General features: G+C 59.8%; 16 protein-coding genes and 1 tRNA gene. 13 read left to right on the forward strand and 4 right to left on the reverse strand.

Annotated features, from left to right (window positions below):
* From murA to BM352_RS08100, 13 genes are all read left to right on the forward strand, one after another.
* Entirely contained in the window at positions 1-1269 is a 1269-nt protein-coding gene (gene murA, locus BM352_RS08040; protein ID WP_090214932.1) for a UDP-N-acetylglucosamine 1-carboxyvinyltransferase, read from the forward strand.
* Positions 1266-1745 carry a DUF2948 family protein gene (locus BM352_RS18945; protein ID WP_090214936.1) on the forward strand — a complete coding sequence of 160 codons (480 nt, stop codon included), beginning with the start codon at positions 1266-1268 and terminating at the stop codon, positions 1743-1745. Before murA ends, BM352_RS18945 begins: the two co-directional genes overlap by 4 nt.
* Positions 1742-2236, forward strand: a complete 495-nt coding sequence (locus BM352_RS08050) for a GNAT family N-acetyltransferase (protein WP_175500649.1) — start codon at positions 1742-1744, stop codon at positions 2234-2236. Before BM352_RS18945 ends, BM352_RS08050 begins: the two co-directional genes overlap by 4 nt.
* 31 nt (positions 2237-2267) lie before the next feature.
* The gene (hisD, locus tag BM352_RS08055) at positions 2268-3572 is read left to right on the forward strand and encodes a histidinol dehydrogenase (RefSeq protein WP_090214939.1); all 1305 of its coding nucleotides are present in this window, start codon (positions 2268-2270) and stop codon (positions 3570-3572) included.
* Positions 3569-4039, forward strand: a complete 471-nt coding sequence (locus tag BM352_RS08060) for a UPF0262 family protein (protein ID WP_090214942.1) — start codon at positions 3569-3571, stop codon at positions 4037-4039. The genes hisD and BM352_RS08060 overlap by 4 nt, the downstream gene beginning before the upstream one ends.
* Positions 4040-4043: 4 nt before the next feature.
* On the forward strand, positions 4044-4502 hold the full coding sequence (locus BM352_RS08065; RefSeq protein ID WP_090214947.1) for an arsenate-mycothiol transferase ArsC: 459 nt from the start codon (positions 4044-4046) through the stop codon (positions 4500-4502).
* A gap of 227 nt (positions 4503-4729) precedes the next feature.
* Positions 4730-4948: a translation initiation factor IF-1 gene (infA, locus tag BM352_RS08070; protein ID WP_008186030.1), complete on the forward strand. Its 219-nt coding sequence runs from the start codon at positions 4730-4732 to the stop codon at positions 4946-4948.
* Between the two features lie 23 nt (positions 4949-4971).
* The gene (locus tag BM352_RS08075) at positions 4972-5541 is read left to right on the forward strand and encodes a Maf family protein (protein WP_090219982.1); all 570 of its coding nucleotides are present in this window, start codon (positions 4972-4974) and stop codon (positions 5539-5541) included.
* The gene (locus BM352_RS08080) at positions 5538-6566 is read left to right on the forward strand and encodes a ribonuclease E/G (RefSeq protein WP_090214950.1); all 1029 of its coding nucleotides are present in this window, start codon (positions 5538-5540) and stop codon (positions 6564-6566) included. Before BM352_RS08075 ends, BM352_RS08080 begins: the two co-directional genes overlap by 4 nt.
* On the forward strand, positions 6563-6781 hold the full coding sequence (locus BM352_RS08085; RefSeq protein WP_090214954.1) for a DNA gyrase inhibitor YacG: 219 nt from the start codon (positions 6563-6565) through the stop codon (positions 6779-6781). The genes BM352_RS08080 and BM352_RS08085 overlap by 4 nt, the downstream gene beginning before the upstream one ends.
* A gap of 112 nt (positions 6782-6893) precedes the next feature.
* Positions 6894-6968 (forward strand) — tRNA-Phe (locus tag BM352_RS08090).
* A 263-nt stretch (positions 6969-7231) separates the two neighbouring features.
* Complete coding sequence (locus BM352_RS08095; RefSeq protein WP_090214958.1) at positions 7232-7690, forward strand: NUDIX hydrolase; 459 nt, start codon at positions 7232-7234, stop codon at positions 7688-7690.
* A gap of 94 nt (positions 7691-7784) precedes the next feature.
* Positions 7785-9272 carry an inorganic phosphate transporter gene (locus tag BM352_RS08100; protein ID WP_090214962.1) on the forward strand — a complete coding sequence of 496 codons (1488 nt, stop codon included), beginning with the start codon at positions 7785-7787 and terminating at the stop codon, positions 9270-9272.
* A 19-nt stretch (positions 9273-9291) separates the two neighbouring features.
* Here BM352_RS08100 and BM352_RS08105 read toward each other — a convergent pair whose 3' ends face one another.
* From BM352_RS08105 to BM352_RS08120, 4 genes are all read right to left on the reverse strand, one after another.
* Entirely contained in the window at positions 9292-10305 is a 1014-nt protein-coding gene (locus BM352_RS08105; protein WP_090214966.1) for a 5-oxoprolinase subunit C family protein, read from the reverse strand.
* Positions 10302-10961 carry a 5-oxoprolinase subunit B family protein gene (locus tag BM352_RS08110; protein WP_090214970.1) on the reverse strand — a complete coding sequence of 220 codons (660 nt, stop codon included), beginning with the start codon at positions 10959-10961 and terminating at the stop codon, positions 10302-10304. Before BM352_RS08110 ends, BM352_RS08105 begins: the two co-directional genes overlap by 4 nt.
* Entirely contained in the window at positions 10958-11725 is a 768-nt protein-coding gene (locus tag BM352_RS08115; RefSeq protein ID WP_090214974.1) for a LamB/YcsF family protein, read from the reverse strand. Before BM352_RS08115 ends, BM352_RS08110 begins: the two co-directional genes overlap by 4 nt.
* An 83-nt stretch (positions 11726-11808) precedes the next feature.
* Positions 11809-13002, reverse strand: a complete 1194-nt coding sequence (locus tag BM352_RS08120; RefSeq protein ID WP_090214978.1) for an ROK family transcriptional regulator — start codon at positions 13000-13002, stop codon at positions 11809-11811.
* Positions 13003-13118: the final 116 nt, after the last annotated feature.

The following is a 13118-nucleotide window of genomic DNA, read 5'->3' on the forward strand; positions in this document are numbered from 1 at the left end:
ATGGATAAGATCATCGTCACGGGCAACGGCCCGTTGAAGGGGGAAATCACGATCTCCGGGGCAAAGAACACCTGCCTGAAACTGATGACGGCGGCACTGCTGAGTGATGAGCCATTGACGCTCACCAATGTGCCACGCCTCTCGGACATCAAGACATTGTCGGAGCTGCTGGAGTCCCTAGGCTGCGAAGTGGCGCTGCTGAACGGTGGCAACGTGATGGTGTTGTCGGCAGGCAAGATCACCAACCGCAAAGCGGATTACGAGATGGTGCGCAAACTGCGCGCTTCGTTCAACGTGCTGGGACCGCTGGTCGCGCGGGAACATGAAGCGACGGTGTCGCTGCCGGGCGGCTGTGCCATTGGCGCTCGCAAGGTTGATTTGCACCTGATGGCGCTGGAGAAACTGGGCGCCACAATCACACTCGACGAGGGCTATGTGCATTGCACCGCGCCCAACGGATTGACCGGCGCCGTTATCGAATTCCCGTTTGTCACTGTCGGCGGCACCGAGAACGCGATCACCGCTGCGACGCTGGCCAAAGGCACGACAGTGATCAAGAACGCTGCGCGCGAGCCTGACACCGTGGATCTGTGCAAATGCCTGAACGCGATGGGTGCGAAAATCACTGGGGCCGGAACCTCCGAGATTACCATTGAAGGTGTCGACCGCCTGCACGGCGCGACGCATGAGGTCATTGCCGACCGCATCGAGCTTGGCACGTTCATGATCGCCCCTGCCATTGCCGGCGGTGAAGTGGAATTGATTGGCGGCCGGCGCGAGCTGGTAGACGCTTTCTGCCAAAAGCTGGAGGCAACAGGTGTTGTCATCACCGACACCGAGCGCGGCTTGAAAGTTACTCACTCCGCTGGCGACCGTCTGCGGCCGGTCGACGTGGAAACCGAACCTTTCCCCGGCTTCCCGACAGATTTGCAGGCGCAGATGATGGCGGCGCTGTGCCTTGCCGACGGAACCTCCCAACTGCACGAGACGATTTTCGAGAACCGTTTCATGCACGCCCCGGAACTGATCCGCATGGGTGCGCAGATTGACGTGCAAGGTGGCCATGCCACCGTAACGGGTGTTCGTAAAATGAAGGGGGCGCAGGTGATGGCGACCGACCTTCGCGCCTCGGTCTCGCTCATTTTGGCTGGTCTTGCCGCCGAAGGCGAAACCACCGTTGGTCGTGTCTACCATCTGGACCGCGGTTACGAGCGGATCGAACAGAAGCTCGGCGGTATTGGTGCCTTGATCAAACGGGTGCCCGAATGAGCCAAGATGCCAGCTTTGAAGACGGTGCCGAGCGGTCTTTGCGCCTGACGGCGGAGGATGCGGGCGACGTCACGGTCATTTCCTCGCTGGCGCAAGACGCGGTTTTCCCGATCGCCGAGATGTCGTGGAAACCCGCGCAGCGCCGCTTTGCGCTTTTGCTGAACAGGTTCCGCTGGGAAGACCTGCCCGCTGCCGAACGCCGCGGCCGCGACTTCGAGCGCGTCCGCGCTGTGTTGGCGTTTGACGATGTGTCGAAAGTGTCTTCGAGCGGCTTGGACCGATCAAACACCGATCTGGTTCTGTCGCTGCTTTCGATCACCTGGGAGCCGGGCGAGGACGGGGCAGGGCGTTTCGAACTCACACTGGCAGGCGACGGTGCAATCGCGTTGGACGTCGAGTGTATCAATGTGACCTTGCAAGATGTGACACGCCCCTATGTGGCTCCGTCGCGCAAGGCGCCTCAGCACCCAGAGTGAGTGTCCGCGCGCTGACCCGCGCAGACGCTGAAGCTTTTCATGCGCTGCACATCGAGGGTGTCAGCACTTTTCCGACGGCATTTTTGCGATCCCTTGATGAGGTGCGCAACACCCCCTTGCTCGACACCGAGCGGATGCTGGGCAGTGGCAAGATGCTGGGGGCATTTTCAGGCGAAACGCTGATTGGCTTGGCTGGGCTCGCGCAGAACGATTTTGCCATGGCACGTCACCGCGCGTTGCTGGGGCCATTCTATGTGAGCCAGAATTTCCATGGTCAGGGGGTGGCGCAAGCGCTGATGGACGCGGTCTTTGAGCGCGCGCATGATTTGGGTATCTTGCAGATTGAACTTTTCGTTTGGTCCGAGAACCTGCGCGCGCAGCGGTTTTACCTGCGTAACGGCTTTGAGCAGACCGGCGTGATCCCCCGCTCGGTGATCGTAGATGGCGTGCCCTGCGACGATTTCTTCATGGTGCGCGCTTTGGATCGTTGAGCCTTCTGCGCCTGCACGGTATGGAGGCGTTATGCCAATGTTTCTCAACAGCGCTGACGCTGACTTCGACACTCAATTTGCCCAGCTTCTGACCATGAAGCGCGAGGACAGCCCCGACGTGGATGCGGTGGTGGCTGAAATTATTGCAGACGTGCAATCGCGCGGCGATGCAGCTGTCATTGAGTTGACCTCCAAATTTGACCGGATGGACCTTACGCCAGAAACGATGGCCTTCTCGCGCGAGGAAATGGACGTCGAAATCGCGAAAGTCCCTGCCGACCAACGCGCGGCTCTGGCCTTGGCCGCTGAACGCATCCGAGCCTATCACGACCGCCAATTGCCAAGCGACGAATCTTGGGAAGGCCCGCATGGCGAAATGTTGGGTTGGCGCTGGACCCCTGTCGAGGCGGCGGGTCTTTACGTTCCGGGCGGCTTGGCGAGCTATCCCTCAAGCGTACTGATGAACGCCATCCCTGCGCAGGTCGCTGGGGTTGAGCGGTTGGTGATTTGTGCGCCCACACCCGACGGTGTGGCCAACCCATTGGTGCTGCTGGCGGCACGTCTATCAGGTGTGGACACGGTTTACCGGATTGGCGGCGCGCAGGCGATTGCGGCGATGGCTTACGGCACCGACACGATCACGCCGGTCGACAAAATCACTGGCCCGGGCAACGCTTTTGTGGCCGCTGCAAAGCGCCGCGTCTTCGGTCGTGTCGGAATCGATATGATTGCAGGACCATCCGAGATTTTGGTCATTGCGGATAAGAACAACGATCCGGACTGGGTGGCCGTAGATTTGCTGTCTCAGGCCGAGCATGACGAAAGTGCACAGAGCATTCTGATCACCGACGACGCAGGCTTTGGCTTGGCTGTCGCCAATGCGGTGGAGACCCGTCTCGAAACGCTGGAGCGGCGTGAGATCGCGGGCCCAAGCTGGCGCGACTTCGGGGCGATTGTCGTCGTGCGCGACATGGATGAAGCGGTCGCGTTGTCTGATCGCATTGCCCCAGAACACCTTGAGATCGCTTGCGAAAATGCGGATGTTCTTGCTGCGCGTGTGCGCCATGCCGGAGCGATTTTTATCGGCTCCTACACGCCAGAAGCTATTGGCGACTATATTGGCGGCCCCAACCATGTGCTGCCCACCGCCCGCTCTGCGCGATTCTCGTCGGGGCTGTCAGTGATGGATTTCGTCAAGCGTACCACGCTTGCCCGGATGACTCCCGAGGCCCTCAAGGCCATCGGCCCCGCCGCAGAAACGCTGGCCAAGGCTGAAGGACTGGAAGCCCACGGCCTCTCTGTCCGCGCCCGTTTGAATAGGTTGAATGAACAATGAGTAAACTCTGTGAAGTAACGATCGACGATAGCGGTCTGCCGACGCCGACGCCCGAGATCGAGCAGGAGCGAAAGGTCGCGATCTTCGATTTGTTGGAGGACAACTCATTTGAGTTGCCACAAGACGGTGCACCGGATGGACCCTATAAGCTGGACCTGTCCATTCGGGAACGTCGGCTGGTCTTTGACCTGCACACAGAAGGCGGCGATAAGGCGGCGGAATTCCATCTGTCGCTTGGACCATTCCGGCAAGTCGTGAAGGACTATTTCCAGATTTGCGAAAGCTATTTCGACGCGGTCAAGAAGCTCCCGCCCAGCCAGATCGAAACGATCGACATGGCGCGACGAGGCATCCACAACGAGGGCGCGCGCGTCCTTGAGGATCGCCTTGAAGGCAAGGCCGAGGTCGACACCGACACGGCCCGCCGCCTGTTCACCCTCATTTGCGTTTTGCATTTCGGGGGCTGATGCGATGGGGGAGGATCATCCACAATCAGTTCTGTTCTGCTGCGACCACAACGCCGTGCGCTCGCCCATGGCTGAAGGGATGATGAAGAAATTCTACGGCACCGACATTTATATCCAGTCTGCCGGAGTTAAGAATGATCTAGACATCGACGGATTTACCATCTCGGTCTGCGCGGAGATGGGGGTCGAGTTGTCGCGCCACCGGACCCGGTCGTTTGAAGAGATGCAGGAGTGGGGAGACGATCTGTCGGGCTTCGATTTGATCGTCGCCCTGAGCCCCGCATCGCAGCGGCAAGCGCTTGAACTCACGCGGCTTTATCACCTTAAAGTTGAATATTGGCCGATCCTTGACCCGACGGGCTTGGGCGAAGGGCGCGAAGAAAAGCTGAATTCCTACCGCATGGCCCGCGACCAGATCAAAGACCGTATTCTAGCGCGTTTTGGCGAACCAACGGCGGTATGAACCAGCGTCAGGAAGTTGCACATGCCTCACAAGCAGTTCAGGCCATTGTGACGCCTCGCAGCCCGATTCACACAGTCAGATGGGTTTTGAGTAGGATTTTGGTCGCCCAATCGCCACGAATTCCTTCGTGACGCAGCGGTTGTGCGCACTTAACCCTTGAAAACCCCCAAGTCCCGGCGCATTTAGTGCCACGCCCGCAACTTGGCGGGCATAACAACGGAGTGAACATGGCCAAGGAAGAACTGCTCGAATTCCCCGGCGTCGTGAAGGAACTCCTGCCTAACGCGACATTCCTGGTCGAGCTGGAAAACGGCCATACGATCATCGCGCACACGGCAGGCAAGATGCGCAAGAACCGCATCCGCGTTCTGGCAGGCGACAAGGTGCAGGTCGAGATGACCCCCTACGATCTGACCAAGGGTCGGATCAACTACCGCTTCAAGTGACCGCTATGACCCGGGTCCCCGGGTTGAAGCTCGTGCTCGGCTCCGGCTCGCCAAGGCGGCTGGAGCTTCTGGCGACCTTGGGGATTATCCCTGACGACATCCGCCCCCCTGATATCAATGAAGACCCGCTTCCGGCTGAGAAGCCGCGCGACTATTGCCGCCGCATCGCCCGCAGCAAGGCGGAAGCTTTGGTCCTGGCGGACGATGAAGTGGCACTGTGCGCAGATACCACCGTCGCCCTTGGGCGGCGCATTCTGGGCAAACCCGCCGATGCAGGCGAGGCGGCCCAATTCCTGCTGGCATTGTCCGGCCGACGTCATCGCGTGATCACCGCAATGGCAGTGAAGCGCGGCGACCAGATATGGACCGCTGACGTTGTCACGGCGGTGAAAATGAAAAACCTCTCGGACGAAGAATTGAACGGCTATCTGGCCACAGATGACTGGCAGGGCAAGGCTGGCGGCTACGCCATCCAAGGGCCTGCGGGGGCGCTTATCCCCTGGATACAAGGCTCCTACACCGGCGTTATGGGGTTGCCCGTGGCCGAGGCGGTGAACTTGCTAAGAGCGGCAGGATATAAGGCGAGACCATGAAGGGTGCATTAATCGTATTGGGTGAGTTGGCGGGGCGCGAAGCCGCCGCGCGTCTGTTGGACGGCAAACTTGAAGACGTGTTGCTGGCCCCCGACGAAAATGCTCCGCCTGCACCAGGTGCGATCTACCGCGCCGTTGCCGAACGCCCCTTAAAAGGGCAGGGCGGTATGATGATGTCCTTGCCTGACGGGCAAACCGCGCTGTTTCGCGGGGCCACGGGGCTAAAGCCCGGCACCACGATGTTGGTGCAGGTCACAAGCTATGCGGAACCCCACAAGGCGGTGCCTGTCACGGATCGGTTGATCTTCAAAGGCCGCAGCGTAATCGTCACGCCCGGCGCCAAGGGCATGAACGTGTCGCGCCAGATTCGCGACGATGATCTCCGCGAGACTTTGCTGGAGGCGCTGCACCGTTCGCGCGCGCCAGAGGCCGGACATGGTGTCATCTTGCGCACAGGTGCTGTCGGCTTGGACCCCGACGACATTGCCGAAGAGGCGGACAGCCTGCTGGACCTGGCCGACGCCGTTCTGGCCGATCTGGAGGGCGGGCCTGAGCTTTTGGTGGATGCACCCGGCCCGCATGATCTGGCGTGGCGCGAATGGCCCCATGGCGACGAAACCGTTCAAGGGTTCGAGGAACACGGTGTGTTGGACGCGCTCGCATTGCTCGATCAAGAAGAAATTGCGCTGGGCCAAGGGTCGATGTTTATCGAGCCGACACGTGCCCTTGTCGCGGTCGACGTAAACACAGGCGGTGACTTTTCGCCCGCCGCTGGGCTGAAGGTCAATCTGGCTGTCGCCAAGGCGCTACCGCGCGCGTTGCGGCTGCGAGGTTTGGGCGGGCAGATCACGCTGGACCTTGCCCCGATGCCGAAAAAGGACCGCAAGCAATTCGAACTTTCGCTTCGCAGCGCTTTCAAAGCGGACCTGATCGAGACCTCACTGGTGGGCTGGACGCCGCTGGGGCATTACGAGCTGCAGCGCAAGCGTGAGCGTTTGCCCATCCCGAAAGGACTGGCGCAATGAATTGCCCGATCTGCTCCAAAGACACGGTTGAGAAGTACCGCCCGTTTTGCTCCAAGCGCTGTGCTGACATCGATCTGGGACGTTGGATGACGGGGGGCTATGCCATTCCGAGCGAAGACCCCGTTGATGACGACGAGCTTATGGAAGAGTTGGAAAAGAAGCTCGGCGAGATCGCTGCCGGTGGTCCCGCCGGGGACGGCTCGAAGCCTCATTAGCAACTTGTGCGTGATGGATTGATCTTTTCACGCATAAAGCTATGGACAGCATGAAGACGCTGGCCTAAATAGACCCTCGTTCGCAGGCAAACACCCTATGCGAACACCCGGTGCCCGGGTAGCTCAGGGGTAGAGCAGTGGATTGAAAATCCTCGTGTCGGTGGTTCAAATCCGCCCCTGGGCACCATTTATATCTCTGAAAACCAATGCTTTAACGTGCGCACCGGAGTCTCCTCAAGCCTTGCGCAATGCCTTCTGGCACTGACCGGTTTCTTGGCGCAAGGAGAGCAGACTGGGTAATTGCCGCGGAACGCGGACGGGGCATTTCGCCCAGTAGGTCGAAGGTCGCGGCCCGTACAAGGGTCGTGAACGCGCGCCCCAAGTTGCAATTTCTCGAAAAACCCTTATGTTGCTCTGAACAATAAGAAAAATGATTTGAGCGGTTTCTCCATGACACGAACACTTCGCGGGCTTTGGGACAGTTACCTGTCACCGATGCTTCAACGCCCCAAACGTCTTCAGGTTGCCGCGCTGTGCCATCGCGGGACGGGCGATGGGCGTGAGGTGTTGCTCATCACCAGCCGCGATACCGGACGTTGGATCATTCCCAAAGGGTGGCCCATCCGTGGGCTCAGCTCCCCCGAAGCCGCAATGCAAGAGGCTTGGGAAGAGGCGGGCGTGTCCGAAGGATCTGCGCAAGAAAAGTCCATCGGCACTTATACCTATGACAAAAGAATGCGAAGCGGGCTTCCCGTGCCTGTCGAGACTCTGGTTTATTCGGTCGAGGTCGAGGAGATGGAAAAAGATTTCCCCGAAGCTCGGGAACGACGCCTGAAATGGTTCAGCCAATCTGATGCAGCCAACCTTGTCCAAGAACGCGAGCTTCAAACGCTGTTGCGCGATTTCTAGCTCTTTTTCTAAGCCCCAAATAACCTATCCGCCGCGGTTGCTTTCGTCGCTGACTTGAGCGACTACTCGCGCGGAGAAAATTGGGGGACCAAGCATGTCAGAGCAACCGAAGGGCGATCCACGCCACCTTGAAACCTTGGATCGTGATCTTGCGCGCTATTCCAACTTGGAAATGGCAACCAGCTATGTCTCGCGGCCTATCGTTGGCCCGAGTATCGCGCTGGTCTTTATCGTTCTGGCCGGTTTGGCGGCTGCAATGATCTTCGGACAGGCCAACAACTCCCTCATCGTAATTGTCGCAGCATGTTTCGGGGCCTATATGGCTTTGAACATCGGCGCGAATGATGTGGCCAACAATATGGGCCCTGCGGTTGGTGCGAACGCACTAACAATGGGCGGTGCCATTGCGATTGCTGTGGTGTTTGAAAGTGCCGGTGCGCTGATTGCGGGAGGGGACGTGGTGTCCACCATCGCGAAAGGCATCATTGCGCCTGAAAGCATGGGCAATGCGCAGACCTTTATGTGGGCCATGCTGTCCGCGCTATTGTCAGCAGCGCTTTGGGTGAATTTGGCCACGTGGGTCGGCGCTCCTGTGTCTACCACGCACTCTGTTGTGGGCGGCGTGATGGGGGCAGGCATTGCCTCGGCCGGTCTGGCTGCGGTTAGCTGGGGCACCATGGGTGCGATTGCCGCCAGCTGGGTGATCTCGCCGGTACTGGGCGGGCTGATTGCCGCCGGTTTCCTTTGGCTCATAAAGTCGCGCATCATCTACCAAGAGGACAAAATCGCGGCAGCGCGCAAATGGGTGCCGGTCTTGGTCGGCATCATGGCGGGCGCATTTGCGGCCTATCTGGCGCTCAAAGGGCTGAAGAAGCTTATCAAGATCGACATGGCAACCGCCCTGATGATCGGCGCGGCACTCGGTGTGGCGACATGGGCGATCATGATCCCGACCATCCGCAAACAGTCCGAGGGGCTGGAGAACCGCAACAAATCGCTGAAAGTGCTTTTTGGCATCCCGCTGGTCGTCTCCGCAGCATTGCTGAGCTTTGCGCATGGCGCAAACGACGTGGCGAACGCCGTGGGGCCGTTGGCCGCCATCGTGCAAGCGTCCCAGTCCGGCGACTTCACCCATGCCATCAGCATCCCTGTCTGGGTAATGGTGATCGGAGCTTTTGGTATTTCCTTCGGGCTGTTCTTGTTTGGGCCCAAGCTCATCCGCATGGTCGGCAGCCAGATCACCAAGCTGAACCCGATGCGCGCTTACTGCGTCGCCCTGTCAGCGGCGATCACTGTGATCGTGGCAAGCTGGCTTGGCCTGCCTGTCAGCTCCACCCATATCGCTGTGGGCGGCGTGTTCGGCGTTGGCTTCTTCCGCGAATGGGATGCGGAGCGGCGTTACAAGCGGGCCCGTATGGAAATGCCCGACCGTCTGATCTTGGCACCTGAAGAACGCCGCCGCCGCAAGTTGGTGCGCCGGTCGCATTTCATGACCATTATCGCGGCTTGGGTTATCACTGTGCCGGCTGCGGCGCTGTTGTCGGCGATCATCTTCCTCGGCATCTACACAATCATGGTCTGAGCCTTGGAATTCTGGGCGCTCAGTCCTCCCCGCCTGTTGTAACGCCCCCGATCAGGTTTTCCCTGAGAAGGCGTTCACTCAGGCTGGGGCGTGGCTTGGCAAGTTCTGCAAGATAGTCGCGTTTGGCTTGGGCCTCGGCGCGGGTTGCGGCAATTGCTTCCTCCGGTGTGATCGCAGCAAAGCGGATGGTGCCTTGCGCGCGCATCTGTGACAGACGGTCCAGATCAGCAGAAATGACGGTCGCGATCTTTGGATAGCCACCAGTCGTTTGGTGATCGGCCAGCAGGACCGTAGGCACCCCATCGCCAGAGACTTGAACGGAGCCGCGCAAAATCGGCTCTGACGGGATCGACAGAGCCTCTGAGAGCTCCAGCACAGGCCCACTCAAGCGCACGCCCATCCGGTCAAACGCGTCGGTGAGCTTGTAGGGTGTCGACAAAAACGTCTCGACAGACACGGGCGAGAAATGCTGGTCCTGCGGGCCGATAACAACGCGGGCAGTGCCGTCCGGCTTTGCGAACGCGGGGCAGGGGATGTCCCCACTCCTGTCATCGCGGGTTTCTGCGTCCTCGATTTCAAGGTCTTGCCCCGCCTTCAACGCGCCGCCGCCAAAGCCTGACATAGAATGTGTCGCGCTATGCCCGAGCCAGTTTTGCGACTTCAGATCGCCTGCGAAGGCAAGATATGCCCAACTGCCCCACGCGCCCCCTCGGATGGAGAGCCGTTCCCCCTGATGCAAGGTCTGCACCGTCCAGGAGCCTGATTTCGTGCCAGCGAAATCCACCGCGAAGCCGCCCCCCGCGACGGCAATGCTGACGGCGCCGTGTCGGCATTCCAGAACCAGCCCCCCCAGCGAAACCTCGATTCCGGTTGCCCCCGCACGCTGCCCTAGGGCTGTATTGGCAACCGCAAAGCCTGAGCGGTCCATCGGGCCTGAGGCGGATACACCAAATCGCATATGCCCAAAGCGTCCGCCATCCTGAATCGAGACCAGCGGCCCGGCATGGATGACACGAAGGATCGCGCGGCTCATAACGCGTCTTTTCTTATGCGCCGGAAGGACACCGTGTCACCCACATCAAACAGAAACGGGCGGTTCGGATCTCCGGTCATGATCTTGGCTGGCGTGTGGCCGATGATGGACCAGCCAGTCGGCATGACAAGGGTCGTGGCCAGACATTGCGGCCCTGCGATCATCACGCTTCCTGCGGGGATGTCGCGCACGGGCGCGGCTTTGCGCGGAACTTGGATCTCCGCCGGCACGCCCGCGAGGTAGGCGTAGCCCGGGGCAAAGCCATACATGCCAACCCGATATTGCGCCGACACATGAGCGTTGACCACGGCCTCCGTACTCATGTCACAGGCGCGCGCCACTGCATCAAGGTCAGGGGCGAACCCTTCGTCATAGCAAATGTCGAGCGTATGGTGCGCGGCGTCATCGTCTCGGGCAGGAGCTATCGGCAGCAGCGCGCGAATGGCGGTTTCTACCTCGGTATGGTCCGTCTCAAGCGGGTCAAACACTGCGAGAAGATTGACCAGCGCGGGCACCACCTCTTGCAGCCCTTTGATTTGGGCCTTGGTGATGGCATGATCCAACGCGATGACCGTGCGGTTTACCTCGTCGCTGATTTCGGTTGCGAATTCGACCAACACCGCATGATCGGCCACAGGTTTAAAGTTCACTGTCATGTCTGGATGAAGCGCGAGACAGTGACCCCTGCGTCGGTCAGGCGCGCGAGGATGGTGCGGGCCATGTCCACTGCGCCAGCGCTGTCGCCATGCACGCAGATGGACTGCGCATCCAGTGCGATCGGGTCGCCGTCCAGCACCGGCATCAGCCCGGTTTCCAGATAGTTAATCAGGCGTGCTGCCGCCTCGTCCGCGTCGTGGATCATGGCCCCGTCCTGCCCTCGCGGGACCAGCTGTCCGTTCGACAAATACCCTCTGTCGGCAAAAATTTCTGAATAGACCTCAACCCCTGCGTCCCGGGCGGCTAGCTCCAGCTGCATGCCGGAGATTGCAAGGATCGACAGGCCGCAATCCACCTGCTGAACCGCATCTACAATCGCGCGCGCTACATCGCGGTCTGCCGCGGCCAGATTGCCAAGCGCGCCATGGGGCTTCACATAGGCGACCTTCGTGCCGGCCAATGCGGCCAGCGCTTGAAGCGCGCCGATTTGCGCAGCAACCATGCGACCGATTTCAATTGGGGTCATCGGGATGACGCGACGGCCGAACCCTTCGCGGTCATTATATCCCGGATGCGCGCCGACGCTGACGCCATTCTCATTTGCCAGTTGCAGCGTCTCGAACATCGTCTCGGGATCGCTGGCATGACCGCCGCAGGCGATATTTGCGCTTGAGACAATCGACAACATCGCCGCGTCATCGCCCATGCTCCACGGCCCAAAACTTTCCCCAAGGTCGGAGTTGAGATCAATGCTGCGTGACATGGGGCCATCCTTGGGTCGTGCGAATTCCAGCGCAGGATATAAGGTTTGTCGCGCGATGAAAGGGGGGCATTGAAACCGTGCGTTTAAAGCGCCAGACCTGCATTGGTGTTGAGCATGTATTGCGAGAAGATAGGGCCGCAGGCCGCACCGATCTCGCGGGCTTTGCGGCCAATCTGCCCCGCCTCGACTTGGGGCGGAATCAACCCGCGCGTGTCTTGGTTCAGAAGGTAGCGGCGTGTTCGCTCTACCAGCGTTTCCTTGACGTCCGGAGGTAGGCCACCGTCGATCAGGATCGCCTCGAAGTCGATCACAGCGCAAGTCGACAGCGCGGCTTTGGCAAGCTCTTGGGCGGTCTGCCGGATCCACGGTTCGACATAGCGCGCATAGGGACTCCAGTCGTCGCTGGCCCATAGCCCGCTCGGGTCCAATCCCACTTCGGAGAGCCGTGCCTCAAGCAAATGGATAGAAGCGATATCGATCAGCTGGCGGCTTTCCCCGTTTGGGCCAACGCTGCGAAGTGACCCCAACGCGCCCGCATTCCCTTGATGCCCTTCGAAGACAGAGTGGTTGAGGACGATACCGCCCCCGACAAACGCCGCGACGAAGAAGTAAGCGTAATCGCGGAATTCCTTGCCCCGCCCATAGACATGCTCTGCGCGACATGCTGCAGTCGCGTCGTTGACCACATGCACGGGCAGGTCGCTGAACTCCGCGATTTCGTCTTGGAAATTGATCCCTTTCCAAAGCGCAAATTCCTCGGCGGTGGCACCGACCATCTCGTGCCAGTTCCATAGCTCGAACGGGGCGGCGACGCCGATCCCGCACATGCGCTGCTGTTGGTCCGGGGTGAGACCGGCCGTAAGCTCCGCGAACCCGTTCTTCAGGAACGCGAAAATTTCGGCGGGCAGGGGATAGGTGAAGGTCGTGGCCGTCTCTGCGCGGATCACACCCGTGAAATCCATCAACACGATCTTTGCACTGCGCCGCCCGATTGTAACGCCAATCGACAACACCCCGTCAGGGTCCAGCGCCATAGGCACCGATGGCTTGCCGACCTTGCCGCGCACAGATGTGCCGCGCATTAGCAGGCCGTCCTTTTCTAGCTTTCGCAGAATGACAGAAACCGTCTGCGGCGATAGTCCGGCCAGCCGCGCAAGATCGCTTCCGGGCATAGCGCCGCCACGCTGCAACATGGAAAGAAGCAGGCGCTCGTTATGGTTGCGTAAACCGCTTTGGTTCGCGCCGCCACTCAGTGACCTGACTTTCGATCCATCCATAAGTGCGATCCTATACAGAGCACCACTGATGAAAACAATGACATGCCGAATTAATAAATCAAGTTTATTTATTTATTGACGAAATGATACGAATCGCGTTTCTTAGCGTTAGTTCC

Origin of the sequence: Litoreibacter janthinus (assembly GCF_900111945.1) — a bacterium.
GTDB classification, from domain to species: Bacteria; Pseudomonadota; Alphaproteobacteria; order Rhodobacterales; family Rhodobacteraceae; genus Litoreibacter; species Litoreibacter janthinus.